Annotated in this window: 13 protein-coding genes and 2 pseudogenes; 7 read left to right on the forward strand and 8 right to left on the reverse strand. The window is 68.6% G+C overall.

The annotated features are described in order from the left end of the window. Positions 1-258: 258 nt before the first annotated feature. Entirely contained in the window at positions 259-744 is a 486-nt protein-coding gene (locus tag MXD57_RS17075; protein WP_250402318.1) for a hypothetical protein, read from the forward strand. 81 nt (positions 745-825) lie between these two features. Next, the gene (locus MXD57_RS17080; protein ID WP_250402319.1) at positions 826-1341 is read left to right on the forward strand and encodes a DUF4232 domain-containing protein; all 516 of its coding nucleotides are present in this window, start codon (positions 826-828) and stop codon (positions 1339-1341) included. 35 nt (positions 1342-1376) lie between these two features. Here the strand turns inward: MXD57_RS17080 and MXD57_RS17085 are convergent, their stop codons facing one another. Beyond that, positions 1377-2483: a DUF2786 domain-containing protein gene (locus tag MXD57_RS17085; RefSeq protein WP_250402320.1), complete on the reverse strand. Its 1107-nt coding sequence runs from the start codon at positions 2481-2483 to the stop codon at positions 1377-1379. 136 nt (positions 2484-2619) lie between these two features. Between MXD57_RS17085 and MXD57_RS17090 the strand changes: the two genes are divergently transcribed. After that, positions 2620-3378 (forward strand): Clp protease N-terminal domain-containing protein, encoded by a 759-nt coding sequence (locus tag MXD57_RS17090; RefSeq protein WP_250402321.1) that lies wholly within the window; start codon positions 2620-2622, stop codon positions 3376-3378. Positions 3379-3459: 81 nt separating this feature from the next. After that, complete coding sequence (locus MXD57_RS17095; RefSeq protein WP_250402322.1) at positions 3460-5154, forward strand: bifunctional 3'-5' exonuclease/DNA polymerase; 1695 nt, start codon at positions 3460-3462, stop codon at positions 5152-5154. 7 nt (positions 5155-5161) lie between these two features. Here the strand turns inward: MXD57_RS17095 and MXD57_RS17100 are convergent, their stop codons facing one another. The 4 genes and pseudogenes from MXD57_RS17100 to MXD57_RS17115 form a co-directional block, all read right to left on the reverse strand. Beyond that, on the reverse strand, positions 5162-8458 hold the full coding sequence (locus tag MXD57_RS17100; protein WP_250402323.1) for an AfsR/SARP family transcriptional regulator: 3297 nt from the start codon (positions 8456-8458) through the stop codon (positions 5162-5164). A 247-nt stretch (positions 8459-8705) separates the two neighbouring features. Beyond that, positions 8706-9128, reverse strand: a complete 423-nt coding sequence (locus tag MXD57_RS17105) for a hypothetical protein (RefSeq protein ID WP_250402324.1) — start codon at positions 9126-9128, stop codon at positions 8706-8708. Between the two features lie 246 nt (positions 9129-9374). Beyond that, the gene (locus tag MXD57_RS17110) at positions 9375-10043 is read right to left on the reverse strand and encodes a histone deacetylase (RefSeq protein ID WP_250402348.1); all 669 of its coding nucleotides are present in this window, start codon (positions 10041-10043) and stop codon (positions 9375-9377) included. A gap of 216 nt (positions 10044-10259) precedes the next feature. Continuing rightward, positions 10260-10659: pseudogene (locus MXD57_RS17115) on the reverse strand (IS5 family transposase); the annotation flags it as partial. 401 nt (positions 10660-11060) lie between these two features. Between MXD57_RS17115 and MXD57_RS17120 the strand changes: the two are divergent. From MXD57_RS17120 to MXD57_RS17130, 3 genes and pseudogenes are all read left to right on the forward strand, one after another. Beyond that, positions 11061-12581, forward strand: coding sequence for a hypothetical protein (locus MXD57_RS17120; protein WP_250402325.1), 1521 nt, complete (start codon positions 11061-11063; stop codon positions 12579-12581). A 49-nt stretch (positions 12582-12630) separates the two neighbouring features. Then, positions 12631-13325 (forward strand): annotated as a pseudogene (locus MXD57_RS17125) (tyrosine-type recombinase/integrase); the annotation flags it as partial. A 1245-nt stretch (positions 13326-14570) separates the two neighbouring features. Next, positions 14571-15497 (forward strand): hypothetical protein, encoded by a 927-nt coding sequence (locus tag MXD57_RS17130; RefSeq protein WP_250402327.1) that lies wholly within the window; start codon positions 14571-14573, stop codon positions 15495-15497. A gap of 228 nt (positions 15498-15725) precedes the next feature. Here the strand turns inward: MXD57_RS17130 and MXD57_RS17135 are convergent, their stop codons facing one another. From MXD57_RS17135 to MXD57_RS17145, 3 genes are read right to left on the reverse strand one after another with little or no spacing between them, the layout of a single operon-like run. Then, on the reverse strand, positions 15726-17294 hold the full coding sequence (locus MXD57_RS17135) for a class I SAM-dependent DNA methyltransferase (protein WP_250402328.1): 1569 nt from the start codon (positions 17292-17294) through the stop codon (positions 15726-15728). Then, positions 17294-18688, reverse strand: coding sequence for a restriction endonuclease subunit S (locus tag MXD57_RS17140; RefSeq protein WP_374114714.1), 1395 nt, complete (start codon positions 18686-18688; stop codon positions 17294-17296). Before MXD57_RS17140 ends, MXD57_RS17135 begins: the two co-directional genes overlap by 1 nt. Beyond that, the gene (locus tag MXD57_RS17145; RefSeq protein ID WP_250402329.1) at positions 18685-22245 is read right to left on the reverse strand and encodes a type I restriction endonuclease subunit R; all 3561 of its coding nucleotides are present in this window, start codon (positions 22243-22245) and stop codon (positions 18685-18687) included. The genes MXD57_RS17140 and MXD57_RS17145 overlap by 4 nt, the downstream gene beginning before the upstream one ends. Between the last annotated feature and the right edge of the window lie 110 nt (positions 22246-22355).

Here is a 22355-nt window from a genome sequence, read left to right on the forward strand (position 1 = left end):
GGGCGTCCGGATCGAATCCCTCGCGCACTCCATACAGACGCGTGCCGCGCCCTTCCTGTTCCGGGATTCGTCCGGCGGTCCGGCCCGTGGGACGGGCCGGACGGCGGGGCCGAACCGGCGGAGTCTTCCGCACGGCGTCCGGAAGTGTTCGGCGTAACGGCTGGTAACTTGCTGCGGTCCCTCCGGTTCGGGGGCGCGCCGTCCCGAGCGGGACGACGGCCCCGGGGCGGCCGGTTCGCTACAGCTTGGGAGCTTGACGTGACGACGGCGACTGCAAGGGTGCGGACGGCGGCCGCGGCGGCGGGTCTGGTGGGCGCGCTCGCGCTGACCGCGTGCGGCGGGGGCGGCACCGGGGACGACTCCGCACCGGCCCCGGCGCCGACGGCGGGCTCGGCGTCCGGCAGCTCCGCGGGCCGGGTCACGGGTGCGTCCGGGGAACTGCAGGGCAGTTGGGTCACCACCGCCAAGGGGTCGATCGTGGCCCTGGTGATCACCGGGGAGAAGGCCGGGCTCTTCGCCACCGGCGGCGCCATGTGCAGTGGCACCGCCGGCAGCGAGTCGGGCATGCGGATGATCCATCTGAACTGCACCGACGGCAGCAAGGCCCGGGCCAGCGGCATGGCCGAGCCGGCGGGCCGGAACGCCATGAAGGTGACCTGGTCCGGCGGGCTCGGCGAGGAGACGTACACCAAGGCCGAGGGCGGCAGGCTGCCCTCCGGGATGCCGACGGACCTGAAGCGGTGAATTCGGCGGGGTGCGTGAGCGGGCCCCCGGCGCAGGCGCCATGATGCGAGGAGACCGTCACGACCTCGATGGGACCTGCTCATGCGCGCCATTCCGCTCACCGTCACCGCCCTCGCCGCCGCCCTCCTGCTGACCGCCTGCGACGACGGCGGCGGCGGCGAGAACGGCAAGAGCGGTTCCGCCTGCGAGATCGGCGGCGTCTCGGTCCAGATCGGCTCGGCGAGCATGGCGCCGGCCGCCGGGGACACCGGCGAGGTACCCGTCAGCATCACCAACCAGAGCACGCCGTGCACCCTGGACCACTTCCCCGGTGCCACCCTGAGCGCCGACGGCGGCGAGGTGAGGCTGCCCGCGCAGGAGGGGGCCGTGGCGCGGAAGCTGAAACTCGCCAAGGGCGACTCGGCGACCTTCACCATCACCTACGTGCGCGGCGGGGCGGGCGGCAAGGCGGGACTGGCGGCCGATTCGGTGCAGATCAACCTGCCCGGCACGGACACCACGCGGAGCTTCCGGTGGTCCTACGGGCCCGTCGCGACCAAGGGCTCGGCGGACGCACCGGACGCCTCCGTCAGCGCCTTCCAGCAGGTCGGGGACTGAGCACCGCGTCGTGCGGCGGGCCGGGCCCCGGTGGGTCAGCCGAGCCGGGGACGTGCCCTGACGCTGGCCCGGTCCGCCGCTCGCGTGCCCTCCGTCCAGCCCGCCTCGTCGCTCACCCCGCGCAGCCGGGTCGTGGTGGTCTCGGGGAACATGCGCTCGAGACGGTGGGTGACGGCTGTCTCCCGGGTGGCGAGGACCGGCAGCAGGTCCTGGGTCACCTGGGTTCCGGCCACGGCCGCGAGGCGGTCGCCCACGCGGTGCGCGTAGGCCGCGAGGAACGACTGCCGGAACGTCCTGGTGCGCTTGCGGCCGCCGGCGCGCTGCGCGGCCTCCGCCCCGGCCATCGCGTGGTGGGCCTGCACGAGCAGCGAGGTGTGCAGCAGCTCGACCGCCTCCAGGTCCGCCTCGAAGCCGACGACCGTGGAGAAGCAGAGGGCCTCGTGCCACACCGCACGGCAGTGGTTGGCGGTGGCCACCGCGTCCAGCAGCACCGCCTTGGCCTGCTCGTACGGCGGCTCCACGCCGATGCGGCAGGCGCCGGGCGCGTCCGGCGCGGGGGCCCCGGCCGCCAGCAGCGCCTCGTCGACGCTGTGCCGGGCCATCAGCTCCTGCGCCTTGGCCGAGAGCGCCTCCGCCTCCTCGGGGTAGCCGGTCGCCTCGGCCTTGGCGAGCAGCGCGCGGATACGGGTGAGCATGCGCGAGGCGCCGGGGCCCGGATCACGGCGGGGCTCCTCCAGGACCTCCAGGGGCGGCAGGCGCAGCAGCAGGCGGTACAGCTCCAGCACCGCGGTGGCGTGCGAGAAGCGGTCGCCCGCTCGTACGGCGGGCTCCGGGAGGGCCGCCAACTGGGCGGCCCAGCGGCGCCCGCGGGGGCGGTCCTGCCCGGACCGCGCCCGTATCAGCCCGGACGCGAGGGCCAGGTGGACCTCGTCCAGCTCGCGCCGCACCACTCGCACGACATCGGCGGGCTGCCAGCCGCGCCGCCAGGCGGCGGCCACGAACTCCTCGCCCCGGCGCGCGAGCTCGGTGTCCGCGGCGGGGTCGGCGGCGAGCAGGGAGGCACCCGTGTCGAGTCCGGCGTCGTTGTCCTCGTACAGGGCGGCGCGGAAGGCCCGCTCGACGGTGCTGGCGGTGCTGGTCACCCGTCGATCGTGCCACGCGGGCACCGGAAGCCGGCAGCGGCCGTCCACACCCTGTGGACAACCATGTCGGCGAGAGGGGCCGATCGACTGTCAACCATCAGTTGACGCTCGTGAGTGCGCAACCTACGGTTGACACATGGCGACCAATCCGAACATCACGGCATCCGTACGCCTCGACGACCTCATCGCGGCGATCAAGCGGGGGCATCCCGAACCCCTCGACCAGCTCCAGGACGCGGTGATCGCCGCCGATCACCTCGGTGACGTGGCCGACCACCTGATCGGCCACTTCGTGGACCAGGCCCGCCGGTCCGGCGCCTCCTGGACCGACATCGGCAGGAGCATGGGCGTGACCCGGCAGGCGGCACAGAAGCGGTTCGTGTCCAAGGAGTCGGCCGACCTCGACCTCAGCCAGGGCTTCAGCCGGTACACCCCCCGCGCGCGGAACGTGGTCATGTCCGCGCACAACGAGGCGGTGGCCGCCCACCACGCCGAGGGCCGCCCCGAGCACCTGGTCCTCGGTCTGCTGGCCGAACCGGAGGGCCTGGCCGCGAAGGCGATCACCGCACAGGGAGTCCCGCTGGACACGGTGCGCCGGAGCGCGGCCGCCGCGCTCCCGCCGGCCGCGGAGAACGCCCCCGACCTCGTCCCCTACGGCCCGGAGGCCAAGAAGGTCCTGGAACTCACCTTCCGCGAGGCCCTCCGGCTCGGCCACGACTACATCGGCACCGAGCACCTCCTGCTGGCCCTGCTGGAGCACGAGAACGGCACGGGCGTCCTCAGCGGGCTCGGCATCACCAAGACGGCGACCGGGGAGTTCGTCCACAAGGTGCTGGCGACGCTGCTGGAGCACCAAGGGGCGGCGGCCGACGCGGCGGAGGCGGCGACCGGCTGACCCGGCGGGGACACATCCGGCTGCGCCGAACGAACCCGCAGGTCAAGGCCATTGTCAGTGCCACCTGCCAGACTCCTGTGCATGTCCGGCCGGTGGGCTCTCGCGGCGGCCGAGGACGGTGGCGTGGACGTCGCCCCCCTCGGCCCCGACGGGTTGCCCGCCGGTCCGGTGCGGCGGGAGAGCGATCTCGCCGGGGCGGTGCGGAGCCGTCCGGAGGTGACGCGCTGGGTGTGGCGGTCGACCGCCGACGTCTACCCGCGTCTGCTCGCCACGGGGGTGCGAGTGGAGCGGTGCTACGACGTCGAGGACGCCGAGACACTCCTGCTCGGGCACGAGGGCCGGCACGGCGAGCCACGCTCGGCCGCCGCCGCCCTGGCCCGCCTCCGCGGCGGCCCCGTACCGCCCGATCCACCGCAGCGGCAGGCCGACACGGGCGCCCAGCCCCCGCTGTTCGAGCCCGCCGGCCACCGCCTGCCCCTCACCGACCTGCTCGCCGTCTACGCCGAGCAGCAGCGGCGGCACGAGCGGACCGCCCACCCCGACCGCATGCGGCTGCTGACCGCCACCGAGTCGGCGGGGATGCTGGTGGCCGCCGAGATGAACCGCTCCGGCCTGCCCTGGAGCGCCGAGGTCCACCGCGCTCTCCTGCACGACCTGCTGGGCGAGCGGTACGCGGGCGGCGGCGAGCCGCGGCGCCTGGCCGAGCTGGCGGAGGAGGTGTCGGCCGCCTTCGGCCGCCGGGTGCGCCCCGACCTGCCCGCCGACGTGGTCAGAGCCTTCGCCGGGGCCGGCGTCAAGGTGCGGTCCACCCGCCGCTGGGAGCTCGCCGCCGTCGACCACCCGGCGGTGCGGCCGCTGCTGGAGTACAAGAAGCTGTACCGCATCTGGGTGGCGCACGGCTGGTCCTGGCTGCAGAACTGGGTGCGCGACGGACGCTTCCGCCCCGAGTTCCTGGCCGGCGGCACGGTCACCGGGCGCTGGGTGACCAACGGCGGCGGTGCCCTGCAGATCCCGAAGGTGATCCGGCGGGCCGTGGTGGCCGACCCCGGCTGGCGCCTGGTCGTGGCCGACGCCGACCAGATGGAGCCGCGCGTCCTGGCGGCCGTCTCCCGCGACCCCGGCCTCATGGAGGTGGCCGGGCGCGAGAGCGACCTGTACCAATCCGTCTCGGACCGCGCCTTCTCCGGCGACCGGAGCCAGGCCAAGCTCGCCGTGCTCGGCGCGGTGTACGGCCAGACCTCCGGCGACGGCCTGAAGAACCTCGCCGCCCTCAGACGCCGCTTCCCCGTGGCCGTGGCCTACGTCGACGAGGCCGCACGGGCCGGGGAGGAGGGCCGGCTCGTCCGCACCTGGCTGGGGCGCACCTGCCCGCCCGCCGCCGGCCCGGTCGAGGACGCGGGCGAGGAGGCGGGCATCCCGGTCGGCGACGACACCGGGGACCAGGCGGACGGCCCCGGCTGGGGACCGGGTCACGCCTCGGGCGACTCCCGCGCGCGCGGCCGCTTCGCCCGCAACTTCGTCGTGCAGGGCAGCGCCGCCGACTGGGCCCTGCTGCTGCTCGCCGGGCTGCGCCGGGCCTGCGCGGACCTCGAGGCCGAACTGGTCTTCTTCCAGCACGACGAGGTCATCGTGCACTGTCCCGCCGACGAGGCCGCCGCGGTCGTCGAGGCGATCCGGGAGGCCTCGCTCCTCGCCGGGCGGCTGACCTTCGGCGAGACACCGGTGCGCTTCCCGTTCACGACCGCGGTGGTGGAGTGCTACGCCGACGCCAAGTGAGGGCCGGTCAGCACACCGGGGTGCCCCCCACCAGCTCCCGCAGCTCCTCGAGCAACGCCTGCTCGTCGGTGCCGTCCAGCGCGGTGAGGGCCGCGTGCCAGACGTCGCGCGCCTCCGTCCGCCGCCCCTGCTCGCGCAGCAGCAGCCCGTGCTGGTGGCGCGCCAGGCCGCCCATGTAGCGGTCGGCGCGGGCGTCGGCCCGGCGCAGCAGCTCCGCGCACTCGCGGGCGGCCCGCTCCGTCCCGCCGAGCCGCCGCAGCGCGCGGACCAGACCGAGCCGGGCCTGGGACTCACCGTGCCAGTCGCCGTGACCGCCGAGGATGCGCAGACTCTCCTCGAAATGCCGCGCGGCCGCCGCGGGTTCGCCGAGGGTGAGGTGGGCGTACCCGATGTTGCAGTGGGCCGAGTGCCGCACGACCACCGCGCCGATCGCGTCCCCGATCGCCAGCGAGCGCCGGTGCCGCTCGATCGCCGCGCGCGGGTCGGTGTGCTCGTAGAGGTTGCCGAGATGGCTGTGGGTGACGGCCTCCCCGTAGGGGTCGTTCAGCAGCCGGGAGTACGCGAGGCTGCGCCGCAGCGCCTCCCCGGACTCCGCGAACCGGCCGAGCCCCTCCAGCAGCAGCCCGCGGTTGTTCAGGCCGCGGCGGATCCAGGAGGTCCTGCCGAGCCGCCGCCAGATCGCCAGTGCCTCGTCGGTGAGGGCGAGGGCGTCGTTCTGCCGGCCGGCCAGGAAGTGCAGCGCGGCGAGGTCGCCGAGCGCGTACGCCTCCGCCGCCGCGTCCCCGAGCCCGCGCGCCGCACCGAGCGCGGCCCGCCCCAGCACCTCCATCTCGGCCACCCGGCCCCGCCGCCGCACGTACGGGAAGAACAGCCGGACCAGCACGGACAGACCGGCGGCCCGGTGCCCGTCGGCCGTGCCCGCGTTGCGCTCCACCAGCGCGACGACGTTCTCCAGTTCCATGTCGCCCCAGGCGAAGGCCTGGTCGGTGGACTCGAAGACCGGCAGGGCCGCCACGTCCGCCGCGTGTCCCGGTGGCTGCGCCGAGGTGGGCCGGCGGCGGTCGTCCCGGTCGGGGCCGGGCTCCACGACGGCGGTCAGCACCCGCTCGGCTGCCGCCGCGTACCAGCGCAGGGCGATCAGGTCCGGGTCGGTGCCGGTGGCCGGCCCGTCGCCGGCCAGCTCGCGGGCGAAGTCGCGGACCAGGTCGTGCGGGGCGTAGCGGCCGTACTCCGTCTCCTCCAGCAGGGCCACGTCGACCAGCCGGTCCAGGGCGGCCTCGGCGCGGCGCTCGTCGGTTCCGGTCAGGCGCGCGACGAGCAGGGCGCCGTAGGTCGGCAGGTCGAGCTCCCCGATGCGGCGCAGCACGAGCGCGGCGTCCCGGTCGGCCTCGCGTGGGGCGGCGGCGAGCGCGTCGTGGGCCACGGCGAGGGACCGGCGCACACTCAGGTCGTCGTACTCCAGGTGGGGCAGCCTGTTTCCGGAGGCCGCCAGTTGACCGGCCAGGACGTCCGGGGTGAGGGCGCCGCGGGCGGCCAGCCGGGCGGCGACCACCCGCAGCGCGAGGGGGAGCCTGCCGGTCAGCTCGATCAGGGCATGGCCGGCGTCGAGCTCCACCCGTCCGCTCACGGCCCGCAGCAGCGCGGCACTGTCCTCCCCGGTCAGCGGGCCGAGCGGGAAGCGCCGGGCGCCGTCCAGCGCGGTCAGCGGCGAGCGGCTGGTGACGATGACAGCGCAGCCGGGCCCGGCCGGCAGCAGGGACCGCACCTGGGCCGCGCTCGCCGCGTCGTCCAGCATCAGCAGCACGCGGGCGGGGGCGACCAGCGAGCGGAACAACGCGGCCGCGGCGTCGGGGTGTTCGGGGATGCTCCGCGGTTCGGCACCGAGGTCGCGCAGCAGGGCGGTGAGCGCCTGGGCCGGGGCGAGCGGGGCCATGCCGGGTGTGGCGCCGTGCAGGTTGACGTAGAGCTGGCCATCGGGGAACAGATCCCGCAGCGTGTGGGCCACGTGCAGCGCGAGCGCGCTCTTGCCGACGCCGGCCATGCCGCTGATCACCGCCAGTCGGCCCCCCTCCGCGGTGAGGGCCCGCCCGAGGTGGTGGCGCTCGGCGACCCGGCCGGTGAAGTGCGGCGGGGAGGGCGGGAGCTGGGCGGGGACGGGGGCCTCGGGCGAGGGGGACGCCGGATCGTCGGACGGCGGTGCGGCCGCGTCGGCACCAGCCGCGTCCGGGGCGGCGCCGCCGGCCGGCCGGGCGAGCGACCGCGCATCCCGCGGGGCGGCGGCGCGGGGGAACACCGGTGTGCCGCGGGCGGCACGGACGGCCGGCCCTCCCTCGACCGGTACGACGGCGCCGCGGGCGGGCGGCCCGCCGTCGGTTGGGGCGGGGGCGTGACCGTGCGGAGACGGGCCCGTCGTGTCACCCGTCGCTGCCCGCGCCGGTGCCGGGAGCTCCCGCAGCACCTCCAGATGGGCCTGGCGGACCTCGCGGCCGGGTTCGACGCCGAGGTCCTCGATCAGACGGGCGCGCAGATCGCGATGGACGGCGAGGGCCTCGGCCTGCCGGCCGGTGCGGTGCAGGGCGAGCATGAGCCGGCGGTGGTAGGCCTCGCGCAGCGGATGCTCGGCGACGAGCGCCGCCAGCTCCGGCACGATGTCGAGCAACCGCGGTCCGCCGAGCTCGAGCTCGGCGTCGTAGCGCCACTCCAGCAGAAGCAGCCGGGCCTCCTCCAGGCGCTGCACGAGAGCGCGGCCGCCGAGGTCGGCGGAGAGTCCGCCGAGCGGAGCGCCGCGCCAGAGCGCGAGTGCGGAGGTGGCGGCACGCACGACGGCGTGCCAGTCCCCGCGGCCGTGGGCGGCGCGCGCCGCGGTGACCTCGGCGTCGAACACGTGCACGTCCAACTCGCCCTCGGCGACCCGCAACTGGTAGCCGGGCGGCACGGTCCTGAGCCGCCCGGGGTCGTCCAGGAGCCGGCGCAGCCGGGTGACGTGGTTGTGCAGCGAGGCCCGCGCGGAGACGGGGGGCGCCCCGCCCCACAGGGCGTCCTTCAGCGACTCGGTGGACACGACCCGGCCGGCCTCCAGCAGCAGCGTGACGAGCAGGGCGCGCATCTTGGGGCTGCCGATGGCGCACGGCCGGGTGTCGGCGCCGCCGTCGGGGGCAGTGTCATGGGTACCGGGACCGCCGTGGGGCGCCCCGTGCGGATCCGCGTGGAGGTTGTACGAAATCCCGGACGGCTGTCGGTGGTACAGGGCGGGTGGCCCCAGCAGTCCGAACCGCAGCTCGTACCGCCGCTTCACGCTGCCCACTGCCTTCCCGGGGTCCTGCCTCCACCGGCCGATCGGTGACCTGCGGACAAACCGTTGGCCACATGTTAGCGATCCGTTGGCGCGTCCTGATCTGATCGTTCCATCGGATCCGGTCCGACGGCGCGCGCGTAGACGCGTAACTCGGGGGAGTGTCGCCGCAGGCCTGGTCCGGGGACGCAGAAGGACCCCGGTCGGCGGAGGTGAACGGCCGGGGTCCTGTCCCGCCCTTCCTCCCGGCGGGTACCGCTCAGCCGCAGTGCACGTTGTTGACGTCCCGGCCGACCCACAGACCGCCGTTGTCCTCGGCGAACTTGAGGTTGATGCAGTGCCCGTCGGTGCCCGTCACGGTGACCGGGCCCGCGTAGGAGCTGAACGCTCCGTCGTCACCCTTCCACGTGCTGCTGCCGGACTTGTTGATGGCCACCGTCATGTAGTGGGGCACACCCGCGTACTTCCTGGCCACCAGGACGGCGCAGTTGGTGCCGCCGTTCGCCGACGAGTAGTAGAGGTGGGCGGTCGCCCACACCTCACCGTGCGCGGTCGTGTTGTACGTGCCGATCTGCGACCCCGAGCAGCCGTAGCCGGCGGCGGAGGCGGTGGTGGCCGTGGCAAGGCTCAGGCCCGCGACCGTGAGTCCGAGTGTGGCCAGCGTCGCGATGGTCCTACGCATGTGTGTGATTCCCCTCAGTACAGCCGTCATCGAGTGGTCAAGACCTCGGGGCGCACTCCACCCGCCGCGGACCGAGCTCCACGGTCGGCTCCCCCGCTCCCCCAAGTCGCAACCGCGTACGGCTACTTGGGGGTAAGCCTAGGAAAGATCCACTCGCGCCGGCAGTGGCGCAATCCTCGCCATTCGACACTCATCCGGACATCGAGGTCGAACATTTTTCCGGAACCTCAAGTACCGGTGCCGTCCTCAGGCTCTCGCGGCCAGCAGGGCGCGGACGTCCCGCGTCGACCAGTGCCCTGCCGCACCCGGACAGGACGCGACGTAGGAGGCGACCGCCTCCGGGTCCCACGCCCCTGCGGAGAGAAGGCCCGCGGCGAGGTGGCGGACGTACGCAGCGGAGGGGGCGACCAGTTGCCGTTCGCCCATGCGCCATGGCGCCGTGAAGGTCAGCACCGGCAGACCGTCGACCTGGCCCGCGCAGACGAGCGTCTCGTAGCGGCCCGGTCCGAGTTCGGCGCGTCCCTCGGTCAGCACGTCCACCAGCTCCAGGTCCACGTCGGGAGAGCGGTACATCTCCTGAGCCGCGATGTCGGCGAACTGGCCGGTGGTGACCAAGTACGCTCTCGCAAGAACGCGGCCGTCGGCCTTCGGGTCGTAGAAGGCCCGCCCGCCTCCCCACACGCGCGACTCGGTCGCGAAGTACATCGCGCCGGCGAGTTCCAGTGGGAGGGACCGCGCCGGCATCGCGGGGTTCCGGCATCCCGGGTACTCCCGGACCGCGCCGGGCGGCCGCCCGCCCCGGATGTACGCGGCGAGCCGAACCAGGTGCGTGTTGGAACCGTAGGAGGCGTACCAGACCCGCTCGGGATGCTGGTCGAGCGGCAGGGTCGGGTCGATGCTGCGCAGCGCCTTCACGTGTGCCTGCTCCCCGGAGACTTGGTCGTAGGACGCCCGCGGTCGTCGCGCGGGCCGAGCCGGCGGACGCTCCTCGCGGAGCGGCCCGGCGGCACTGGACACGGGCACTCTGCCAGTTGTCCTCACTCTCCGGGTCAGGGATGTGCACGCACTCCGCCGACGTCACCCCGGCCGGTGGACCGTGGTCCGGTGAGCGCCTAGGGGTACGCCGTGCGCACCTGCTTGTCCGGCGGTGAGCACGAACGCGAGGGGCTGGCAGCGGGCATCGGCAGCGAGGTGGATCTTTGTGGTCAGTCCGCCGCAGGACCGGCCGATGTCATGGTCGCCGGGCTCGCCGGCCGGGGCCCCTTTTTCGGGCCCCGGCCGCGTGCTGGTGGGCCCGCACGACCGTGGAGTCGACCGAGACGGCCCAGTTGACGTCCTCGTCCGCATCGGCCTGGGCCACCAGCGCGGTGAACACCCGCTCCCAGGCGCCATCGGCGGCCCACCTCCGCAGCCGGTTGTAGACACCCCGCCAGTTGCCGTACTTCTCCGGCAGGTGGCCCCACTGCGAACCGGCCTGGAACTTCCAGGCGATCGCGTCGATCACCTCACGATGGTCACGCCGGCGGCCACCTCACTTCGGTGTCCGGTCCGGGAGTATCCGCGCCCACTGGGCGTCGGCCAACGGCACACCCGGACCGACGACCGACTGATCCAAACGACTGTCTAGGCGCGGGTTCCGCTGGCCACCAGCATCAACATCAGGACTAGCGCCGCCACAGGCACGTCAATGGGGGGCTGCGACTGCACCCAAGACATGATCGTGACCACGGCCGCCAAGCCTTCAAGCCCCCCCTGGGGCCTCGGATCAAGTGGAAAGTTCGTCCCCGCCACCCAGCTACTCCTTAGCATCGTGGCAACGCACCCGAGCGTCGCGCCGTTCCTCAACTCTTCTTGGACGGTCAGGTGTTGCGTAACTGGAACGCGTTGCCACTCGGTTGGCAACACTTAGCTACAGGGATCGGGGTAGCCGACTTGACAGACAGTCCCTTTGCACTGCGCCCCATCGGGGATGACGTGCCTCCGGAGGCGGCCCAACTAGCCGAACGCCTACGCGAGGTCTTTTCGTCGCTCAACCTCACGATGAGGAGGTATGCAACACGCACACACAGGAATCCGGGAGCGGTTTCACGCTACTTGAACGGCACTCGTGTACCGCCCTGGGATTTCGTCACTGAACTACTTACAGAGGTGGCTAGGACACGCGGGACCCCCATCAAAACTGAAGTAGTGGACCACCTCCGCAGAAATCACCGGCGTGCGCTACAGGCCAGCAGCAAGAATCGGCACGAGGTTCAGAGACTGCAGGACCAGCTCGAAGAAGCGGACCTACGGGTGCGGGAGTCGGAGGTGCGTCAGCAAGTCCTCATGGAGGGGCTCCAGCTAAGGGAAGCAAGAATCGCCCAACTGGAAGTAAAGCAAGCCGAGATTACAGCGCGTTGGCACGAGGAGAAGGATGAATTAGGTCAACATCTCACCGCGATCAACCTTCGCCATGAATCGACTACAGATGAATTGGAGAGGCTGAAACTCGAAGTAGCGCAGCTACGACAAGACCTCGCGCTGGCTCGGGAGGCGACCCAGCAGGCCGAGGAAAAGTGCAGCGAACTGGAAGAGAAGCTGGTTGAGGCGGAGGAGAGAGCTCAAGCGGGCGAAGAAGCGAGAGAAGCGAGTGCGCTGGAGAGAGCACGACGCATGGCGGAAGAAGCCAAGGCTGTGGCTGACGAGTTGCGGCGGAAGTTGGAGGCTTACGAAAGCATCACCCCGTCAAACGCAGCCGGTGAAAATTCTGGTCAAATGACCTATGAAGGATTCCGAGAGAGGGGGGAGCGAAGAAGACAAGAGCGGTTCTCCAAACTGACCAGTCGACCGGTTGAAGAGATTGTTCACGACTTCCTTCGCGCATCAGTCAGCGGTAACGCTAGCAGGGGACGCGATCTACGCGATGCTGTCGCCGAGGTAGCACCACTAGCGGACGCAGAGCTCATTTGCTGGGAACTGGTCGAAAAAGGCTACGCATCGCTTGCCCAAAATGTTGCCGCCAGAATCGCAACGGCAAGATCGGTCGAGGAAGTTTCAGACTTCGTCAAGAGGGTCGGCGCTACTAACGTGAGCCGGGAGGCGAGCGAGCTCGTGAATGAAACCCTCACGCGGTTCGCTTGGCTGCGCCGGGCCGAGGATATACCGCTGTTCACGCAACGTCTGCGGGATGAAAACTGGGAAGCCTGGGCGCTGACAGTAGAGGATGAGTGCGCCATCCGGAGGAACCCTCAGGACCTGGTTAAGCTACTAAGGATCCTGGACGAGAAAACGCAGACTGACATTCTGGACGCAGTCGCCGGGTCGAGATCCGTTACGGATATTCCCGCGCTCTTCATGAGCATGGAGCAGCAGGGGGAAACTGAACTCATCCCTCTCCTCCTTGAGCTCCTCGAAACCCACCGGGAGGATAAGGTAAAAGGAGTTTTGGATGCCTGGGAACTCGCTAAGCAATAACCATATCGCTTGGCGCTCCCAGTGGCGGATTCTCAGGCTGCCCGGATGCTCTGTCGCTGCATGGATGGAGACCTGCCTCACCGACATCGCGAGTCTGAAGCCGAAGCCGCGCTCTCTTGACGACTACTGGTCGAAGACCCGCAACGACATCATTCCGGGCGTTGGTAGGCATCGCATCGGCAAGTTGCAGCCTGAGCACCCGGAGCGGATGTACCGACCCCTGCTCGACGCCGGCCACGCCCCGTCGCACGTCGTGAAGGTGCACCGCATCCTCTCCCGCGCCCTGAAGATCGCCCACGGACGCCGGATCGTCGGTGACAACGTCGCCACGCTCGTGGACCCGCCGAGCATCGATGAGACCGAGGCCCACCCCTTCATCAAGGAGGAGGCCAAGGCGTTCCTCGCGGCCGCTTCGAATCGCCCCACCTTCATGTGGTGGATCGTCGGTGTCGGCATGGGTCTCCGACAGGGCGAAACGCCCGGCTTGCGGTGGCCCTACGTCGATCTGGAAGCGGAGCTGTTCCGCCCCGAGTGGCAGCTACGGCGCCTCACGTGGCGGCACGGGTGCGGCGACCCACACGCCTGCGTCGCGCGCCTGCACCGCTTCGAGGCGTGCCCCGCGGACTGCACCACGCACAAGAACTACAAGCGTGGCTGCCCGAAGCCGTGCACCAAGACGTGCACGAAGCACGCGAGCGGCTGCCCGGACGCAGGGAGGGCGGTCTCGTCTTCACGCGTCCTAGGGCCGGTCTCACCTGTAGAAGGACGCCATGAGGCGCATGGGCGAGTTCTTCGTGCCCCCGCCCTCGACTCCGATTTCAGGCCCCACTGAGACCAGACTGAGACCGCCGACACCCGCGCGGCCCGCGCGCAACGCCACCGCCGCATCCTCTGAACGAGAAAGCCCAGCCTCAGACAGTGTCTGGGCTGGGCTTCAGATGGAGCCGCTTTCGGGATTCGAACCCGAGACCTACGCATTACGAGGCCCGACAAGATCATCCCGGCTAGTGCTGAACTATGCCGCCGAATCCTGTTTTCGCTGATCAGAGACTTGCTACCTTGATCGACGTGACGGCTGGTCCACCCTGGTGTCGCCCAGTCCGCTCACGCAGCGCTCACGCAGCGGCGACTGTTCTCCAGCCCGCGGCGGCACGCCGCTCAGATGTCAATGGCTGGACGGGCGGCCACCCGGTCGTTGGACTTGAAGCTTCGGGCTCGGCATGCACCCATGCCTCGATACCCTCTCAGCCGACTCTTACGGGTCGCGAGTGAGGGCTTGCGGGCTCGGCAGTCCTTGGTACTTGATATGAGAGAGCGAGCCAGAAGCTCGCCACATGTCAATGTCGGATTCGCTTGAGACTGTCCGAAAGAGGCGGAATGCGCGAGCTTTATGCGTGTCAGCTCCTACTGACCGGCCATGAAGAGTCCTCAGGAGACACTCTCAACCGAGCCGAGAGGCTGATCCGCGAATGGGTCAGCCGACCGACTCACCTCGCCCCCGAGCTCCTCACCGAAGGGCAGCACGAGGCGAGTGGCGGGCACACAGTGTCCGTTAGTCGCTACGCGCCCGCCGAGGATGACTCGTCGGGATGGAGCTGCTTGTGGAACTTTCCCAGCGCGGATGACGCTTCAGTGCGATGGACCTTGAGCCTGGCTCTCGCATCCCAAGGGCAGGACGCCTGCGCGACTCTACGAATCGGCCTCCAACAGAGAAGCCATAGCTTCCAGCTCCGACGACCCAACTATCAATTCTCTGCGCCGGCAATCGTTCGCACTCTCCTGCGAGAATTCGAGGTATCCGATGCGGGTCGGCCAACAAGGCCGACGCACGCGACTCTTCGCGCGGGCGACATTCCGGAGTTCGTCGAATGGCTGACGGACGACCAGCGCGCACTTCCAGTTGTCGTTGCCACAAATTACCCTTCGACCGGGCAGCCGCTCGTCGACTTGAGGAGGTTGGCCCGAGAACTATCTGGACTCGCCCACGTCGTGCATCTCTCCACTCACCTTGCTGCTCGCGCATTGACCGACAGAGTAGGGGCAGAGCGCTCCGCATGGCAGGGGGCGGTACGCCTCTACTGGCCGAAATTCCAGGTAGACGCAAACCCATATGAACATAAGTATTGGACACCTAATCGCCTTCTTGAGGACGATGAGGCACTAATCGATGAACTGAGGCGGTGGCTGGGTTCGGTAAGCGCCGCGTCGGTGCCCGAGAATCCTGCTCTTGGCTGGATGCGAGCGGCACGCCGGAAGGCACTTGCCGAAAGTGGGGACATACCGGATTGGGTCCAGGAGTACATCGAAACCACCGATGCTGAGCTGCGCGGGCTTCGCGAGGAACGTGACGATCTTAAGGAAGACCTTGCCGCCGCCCTGACAGATGTGGCTGCAATGCGTGAGCAGTACGCGCTGGTAAGCCAGTACTCCACCAAACCCGCTGCCGAGGATGGCCAGTCAGCCGCGCCGAGCGATGCGGATGTGTCAGCCCTGACGGTGGCCGAGGCTTACGAACATGCCAAGGCGGAAATCGGTGACGATCTCATCTTTCTCCCAAGCGCTGATGTCAGCATCAAGAAGTTCTCCGAATACAAGGATCCAGGGAAACTGCACAAGGCTCTCTTGGACGTCGCCAACGCCGGTCGCAGATGGGGCGATGGGACTCTCGGGAAGCCTTTCGGCGAGTTCTTCACAGATCTCGGCTACGGATATTCCGCAAAGAACCCTGCGGTGCGTGACCGTAGACACAAGCGCCATTATGAGGTGAAGTACAAGGACAATCTAGTTGTCATGGAACCACACCTTAAAGTCGACGAGTCCACCGGCCCTGATCAATGCCTTCGCATCTATTGGTACCTCGACGAAATCGACAAGGTGATCGTCATCGGGCACGTGGGGCGCCATCTACCGGACTGAAAATCTTGGCCCACGGCTCACCGGAGCTCGGTAACGCCATCGTGGGGAACTTCTATGCGGATGGTCCGTCCGCGTCGGGATCGGCCCGAAGACCGCGATCGCGGTGAGCCGAACTCACAGCGTTGGCAACGCCTTCCTCTCCCGCCGTCCAACCCAGGATGCCCAGGATGCGACACAACCGTTGAGGTTTCCGTGCTGGGTGGGACGTCAGGTTCCCACGAGAAGGGCTCACGCCTCGGCGATGACTTCCTCTGCTGCGATATCCGGCTTGACCTCGCCGCCCAGCGCCTCGGCGATGGCCTCAAACTCGGCGAGGGCGGCCTGGAGGTCCTCCACGATCTCCTGGGCGATGACCTCCGGAGGGAGCAGGCTGTCGGCGTCGTCGAGCGCCGGGTCCTTCAGCCAGGTGACGTCGAGGTTGACCTTGTCACGGGCGATGAGCTCCCCGTACGTGAACCGCTTGAAGCGGCCGTCCTCGGTCTCCTTGCGCGCCGAGCGGTCGTCCGCCTTGTACGCCTCGATGAAGTCGGCCAGGTCAGCCAGGCGGAGGGGACGCTGCTTGAGCGTGAAGTGCATCCCGGTCCGGAAGTCGTACACCCAGACCTCAGACGTGTTCGGTGCGTCGTCGGCCCGCGGGGGCTTCTTATCGAAGAACAGGACGTTCGCCTTGACGCCGCCGGCGTAGAAAATGCCCGTGGGCAGGCGCAGGATCGTGTGGAGGTTGAACTCCTGGAGGAGGCGCCGCCGGATCTTCTCGCCGGCCCCGCCCTCGAACAGGACGTTGTCGGGCAGGACGACCGCTGCACGGCCGTCCATCTCCAGCAGCGACATGATGTGCTGCAGGAAGTTCAGCTGCTTGTTGGTCGTCGTCGCCCGGAAGTCGGTCCGGTCGTAGGTGATGTCTTCCCGGTCGGTCTTGCCGTCCGTTCCGACGACTGTGATGGCCGACTTCTTTCCGAACGGCGGGTTCGCCAGAACGAGCGAAGCACGCCGAGAGGGAGCGCTGGCGAGCGCGTCGCTGGTAGTAATGAGGGACTCACCGCCAGCTTCGCCGATGCCATGGAGCAGCATGTTCATCGCAGCCAGGCGGGCCGTGCCGGGAACGAGTTCGTTGCCCCAGATCGTGCCCTGGCCCAGCGCGAGGCGCTGCTCACGGGAGAGGCCCTTGAGGTGGCGCTCCCGGATGTAGCTGTGTGCGGCGATGAGGAAGCCAGCAGTGCCGCAGGCCGGGTCAGTGATCCGATCCTTGGGACCCGGCTGCATCACCTGCACCATGGCGTCGATTAGGGGACGCGGCGTGAAGTACTGGCCGGCGCCGGTCTTGGTGTCCTCAGCTCCCTTGGCAAGCAAGCCCTCGTACGCGTCGCCCTTGAGGTCAGTACCCTCCAGGACCCAGTCGGTCTTGCCGATCAGCTCAACGACCAGCTTTTCGAGGAGAGCAGGCTCCGTGATCCGATTCTGAGCCTTGGCGAAAACGGTGCCGAGCGTCGTACCGGGGTGCCTACCAAGTTCGGTGAGCACCGTGCGGTAATGGACCTCCAGCTCCTCGCCACGCTTGGTAGCAAGCGACTTCCAGTCGAGGGCGGGCGGAACGATCGGGGCGGCCGCCTCCTCGGCAAACGGATCGGCGGCCAGCTCGTCAGCCATCTTGAGGAACAGGAGGTACGACAGCTGTTCCACGTACTCGATGGTCGACAATCCGTTGTCACGCAGGACGTTGCAGTAATTCCACAGCTTTGCGACGAGCGAATTGGTCTGAGCGATCGCCTTAGCAGGGGTGGTCTCGGTGGTACTCATCAGAGCTCGATCTCCTGCTGAACGGCTACTTGAGGGAGGGAATTTTTCGGGGTACTTGCTTCTCGCCGAGGGCGCCGTGGGCGGGCCGCTGCGTCACTCTTGGACTTCCGCCTTTGAATGCTGTTGATCAAGTCGCTGACAGATCCGTCGCTGGGGTCCTGCGCCACAAGACCACCGGTAAACGCGGTCCGGAGCACCGAAAGGCGCAGATGCTGCGCCCGCCTCTCCCCGCGTGCCACTTCTGCCGCCAACATGCCGACCTGCTCAGAAAGGCCGGACACCCGCTTAACGACTTCCCGTTGCTCATCAACAGGTGGAACCGGGAGTGAGGCACCCAGGATCGCAGCCTGGTCGATCTTTGGCATGGATCCCGACAGTCCCTTCGCGACACCTCGGAAATACGTTCGCATCCGAGGAGAGCGCAGCATCGCGACCGCGAACTCCGGAAGAATCTGATCGTTCACGCGAACTCGAATCAGCAGATCAGGATAGATCGCCCAATCTTCGGGACCCGAGTACAAGGCTGCAGTGCCGACCAGATCGGGCGTGTTTGACCGCTGAATCAAAATATCACCCGGAGCGAGCCAAAGATCCTTTACGCGATGCGCATCCGCAGACGTCACCTTGGAATTACGATCCGAGAAGTCTCCAGTCGTAACGGCGGTTAGGCTAACCGTGCGAATTCCATCACTAGAATCCACCGCGCGGGCAGAGTGACCGTTTCGGAGCGGTTCACGAATCAGGCTCCCCAAAGCCGCCACGGAACGGGCACTGCACCTCTCGAAAGCTTGCTGAAGTAGGGAATCCTGCAGGGCACTCGTTCGCCGATAAGAAGCTGCGATCAGGCTTTCTGCCGCATCAAGACGCGACAGGTAGCCATCGAGAGCCTCGACGATCCTATCTTGTTCACCAAGCGGCGGAATTGGGAGCTTGATACCTTCAAGAATCCCCTGGTTGATCTTGTAGATCCCTGCGGTGGTGCGGGCCGCTCCTTCAATTTGACCTCGCACGATGCCGGAATCCCAGATGAACTCCAGATACTTCGGAAGGATGACATCACGCTGAATCCGCACGCGAATCATGGTGTCCGGGAAAGCTACAGGGAATCCTGCACGCCTTACCGTAGCGCCACGCCCAACCAGCTTGAGAGAGCCGTTCCCCCGGCTCAGGAGGAAGTCCCCCTCAGATACGAGAAATGGCGTAGCCTCTTCCTCGCCCCACGCCCCGGCTTTGTGCTCCGAGAGGTCCACACCGCCGCGTTTGAGTGCGGTAAGGCGCAATACGGGGAATCCGCCATCCATGGTGCGCACCGACCGACCATTGATTAGCGGCTCGCTCAGTACATCCGCCAGACGGACCTGCGCCCACCCAGGGGGAAGCTCTGTAGCGCTCAAGCGAGTTCTCGATTCAGCTCATTCAGGAAGTCGTGCGGGTTACGTCCCGGGAAGGCGAGGGCAAGGCCCCGGCCGCCGCCACGGCTGACGAACGGTTCGGCTCGGAAGTCCGGCGGAGCGATGCCGACATCGCTGGCGACGACGTCGCGGATGGCCTCCAGCCACCACATCTGGTCCTCCGCGAATTCCACGCCAGCCTGCCGCTGCCGGAGCAGCCAGCCTTCGAAGCGTTCCTCTACCGTCTCACGGTACGGCTTCAGCTCCGAATCCACGCCGAGCTCGTACCGGATGAGCGAGATGAGGTCGGGCACGCCCGCCTCTTTGCCGGGCTGCTCGGTGGCGCGGCCAAGGTCCTCGTAGTAGGTCCACAGGACCTGCGGAGTCCAGGCGAAGTCGGGGCGCCGGATCTTGTCGGCCAGCTCCTTGAGTGCCGCATACGCCTCGGTCGGGCCGACCGAGCGGGGGCTGGAGAGCGCAATGGAGATCGCGGCGATCTTGTCGCGTTCATCCTCGAGCAAGCGGCTCCAGCGGTCGACCTGCTCGCGCGCCCGCTCCTCGCGGGGAATCGCGTGAACGTTGGTGACGGCGACCGCAGTGGTCTCATCCATCACGTAGTCCTTGTCCCGGCGGATCTCGATGATCAGCCGGCGCAGGTCGGGGCTGCCGGTGAGCGGGGCGACGGCAGAAACGATCAGTGCGTGAGCTGCCTTCTCGCCGCCCTCCGCCGTGGCCCTGTCCTGCCTGTCGGGGTCGGCGGCCTGGACGATCTTGCCCGCGATATCCGAGAGGGTGAGGCCGCCTGCCGCCTTGATGATCTGATCGCGCTCGCAGTCGTTGAGCTGCTGGTTCAGGCGGGCGAGGCGACCGGCAAGGATCTCTGCCTCCGATGCGGTGATCGACTTGGTGCCGGCCTTGTCGAGGAGCTTGGCCAGGGAGACCTGGCGCTCCCCTGCCGGAACGAGTGGCCGTGCGTCCACGAGCGGGGAGTCGGTGACACCGACCGCGTCCACGAGAACGAAGCGCTCCTTGCGTACCCGCTCGTCTCCACCCGGGGTCACTTCAAGCAGCTCGGTGGCGTCGATAGTGCGGGCGCCACGTCCCTTCATCTGCTCGAAGAGGACCGCGCTGCGCACCTCCCGCAGGAAGATCACGCATTCCAGCGCCTTGACGTCCGTGCCGGTCGCGATCATGTCGACGGTCACTGCGATCCGGAGGCGCGGGGACGTCCGCAGGGCACGGATCAGCTCGTCAGGGTCCTCGCCGGCCTTGCGGCTCTTGTACGTGATCTTCTTGGCGAACTCGTCACCCCGCCCGAAGACCTCCTTGGCCTGAGCAAGAACGTCCTCGGCGTGGTCCTCACCGACCGCGAAGATCAGCGTCTTGGGGACTTCCTTGCGGCCGGGGAACCACCGCTGCCAGTTGTCCCGATAGGCAGTGAGAACGGCTCGGATCTCGTCGACGGCCACCACCGAGCGTCCGATCTGACGAGTGGTGTAGGTGAAGTCGTCCGCCAGCTGCTCGTAGCGCTGGTAGCGGGTCTTCCGGTCACGGATCTTGACCGTCGTGCCCTCTTCTATGGTCGCGCCGCCGTTCTCCCGCAAATCTGTGTGGATGCGGATGACGTCGAAGTCGACGTTGACGCCATCGGCTACAGCCTGGGGATAGGTGTACTCGGAGACCAGGTTCCGGCCGAAGAAGCCGAGAGTCTGCAGAGTCGGAGTGGCTGTCAGCCCGACGAGGTGGGCGTCGAAGTACTCCAGCACCGCGCGCCACAAGCCATAGATGGAACGGTGGCACTCGTCCACGATGATCAGGTCGAAGGACTCGATCGGCACGGCGGGGTTGTAGCCCACCTCGATCGGCTTATCTGCGGCGTAGGACTCTTCGTACGCCGTGTCGTCGTTCGCCTCGTCGACCGGGTCGTCGTCGACGAGCTGCTCGCCGGTCAGCAGGCGGTACATCTTCTGGATCGTGCAGATCACCACCGAGCTGCTGTCCTGCAGCCCCGCCGCGCCGAGGCGCTCGACGTTGTAGATGTCGGAGAACTTGCGGCCGTCGTCGGGGGTCGTGAACTTCCGAAACTCGTCCAGCGCCTGCTTACCGAGGTTGTTTCGGTCCACCAGGAACAGCACGCGACGGGCTCGGGCGTGCTTGAGCAGCCGGTACGTCTGGGAAACGGCGGTGTAGGTCTTGCCCGCGCCGGTCGCCATCTGAATCAGAGCACGCGGCTTGTCCAGGGCGAGCGAGCTCTCCAGGCCCTTGATCGCCTCGATCTGTGCCGGACGCAAGCCGTTGCGGTGCAACTCCGGAATGCTGCGCAGGGCATCGCGGAAAGTTGGCGTCGCCGGGTGCTCCTCGGCACGCCGCATCCAGTCGGCGATGGTCTCCGGCTTGTGGAAGGCGAACACCTCACGGGAGCGCGCCTCGGGGTCCAGCCGGTTGATGAAGTACGTCTCGGTGCCCGTGGTCGCGTATCGGAAGGCGAACGGCTCGTCCTCACGCCACACGGCGAGCCGGTGCTCCTTGAGAACTCCGCCCGCGTAGCGGTCGTTCTGCGCGACCGCGCTAGCCAGGTGCGTGCCCTCACGCTTGGCCTCGATGACGCCGGCGATCTGTCCATCCACGTACAGGACGTAGTCGGCCCGTCCCGTGGCGAGCGTGAACTCACGCACGGCCACGCCCCGACCGGCCATCGGGTTTACCTCGCTGCGGTCCTGCACCACCCAGCCAGCGGCGCGCAGCAGCTTGTCGATCTCCTTACGGGCTTCGATCTCGTTGAGCGGAGCACGCCGCTGCGCACGATGGATGATCAGGTCACGGGCCGCCGGATCGACCTTGCGCGGGGCCTGACGAGCCTCTTCGTAGGCGGCCGTCTGAGCAACGCGCATCTCGGCGACCTGCGCTGCCAGTTGCTCGATCTGGGCGAGGAGCTCCGCGTTGTTCGTGCTGGCACTGGCGATGAGGCGTTCCGCCTCGGCCCGTGCCTTTCGCTCAGCTTCCAGCTCGCTCGTGGACTCTGTGAGGCGCGTGCGCGCGTCGGTCAGAGCCTGACGGTGGCCGTCCAGGGCCTCATTCAGTTCCGCGACCTCGTCCGGATCCGAGAGGCGCTCGACCGCCTGCGGATCCGTAGGCGGCACGAACTCCACGACGGTGCGGCGCCCGGAGATCGCGTCGTGGAACCACAGGCCGAGCTTGTGGCAAACGCGGACGGCGTCCAGCGCCCGTGCCGTGTCGAACAGGTGGGCATGGGCGGCCTTGTTGCGGTCCACACGCAGCTGGTCAAAATCCCGCCGTGTCTCCGGAATCAGGACCCCGGCTCGCGTCAAGGCGGTCAACCGGTCGATCTGCCGATCGCCGTCCACCCGCATGCCGATCCGAGTGATGAGCTCCTCTGCGAGGACCTCACCGAACTGGCCCGCCTGGACGAGCGAGGAGTTCGGGTTCGTGAAGACCGTGGCCTCGGCCTGGGCGCCGTAGAGCGACAGTAGGGGCTTCAGCGGGTAGAGGACGCCGAAGTTCGGAGAAGACTTAGCCAGTTTCTGCAGTCGCTCGTCCATGTCCCCCACCCGCTCCGCATCCTGCCATTCCCAACCACGCACGCTCTTGTGTCGAGCTGACGCAAGTCTATGAGCGCAGAAGCCGCGGGATGAAGACTCCGAGCGAGGAG

Origin of the sequence: Streptomyces cellostaticus, assembly GCF_023630175.1 — a bacterium.
In the GTDB taxonomy this organism is placed as follows: domain Bacteria; phylum Actinomycetota; class Actinomycetes; order Streptomycetales; family Streptomycetaceae; genus Streptomyces; species Streptomyces cellostaticus_A.

Coding starts and splice junctions, on each gene's coding strand:
- MXD57_RS17105 (WP_250402324.1), bottom strand. CDS start 9,128: ATGCGTAGGACCATCGCGACGCTGGCCACACTCGGACTCACGGTCGCG.
- MXD57_RS17090 (WP_250402321.1), top strand. CDS start 2,620: ATGGCGACCAATCCGAACATCACGGCATCCGTACGCCTCGACGACCTC.
- MXD57_RS17080 (WP_250402319.1), top strand. CDS start 826: ATGCGCGCCATTCCGCTCACCGTCACCGCCCTCGCCGCCGCCCTCCTG.
- MXD57_RS17145 (WP_250402329.1), bottom strand. CDS start 22,245: ATGGACGAGCGACTGCAGAAACTGGCTAAGTCTTCTCCGAACTTCGGC.
- MXD57_RS17095 (WP_250402322.1), top strand. CDS start 3,460: ATGTCCGGCCGGTGGGCTCTCGCGGCGGCCGAGGACGGTGGCGTGGAC.
- MXD57_RS17135 (WP_250402328.1), bottom strand. CDS start 17,294: ATGAGTACCACCGAGACCACCCCTGCTAAGGCGATCGCTCAGACCAAT.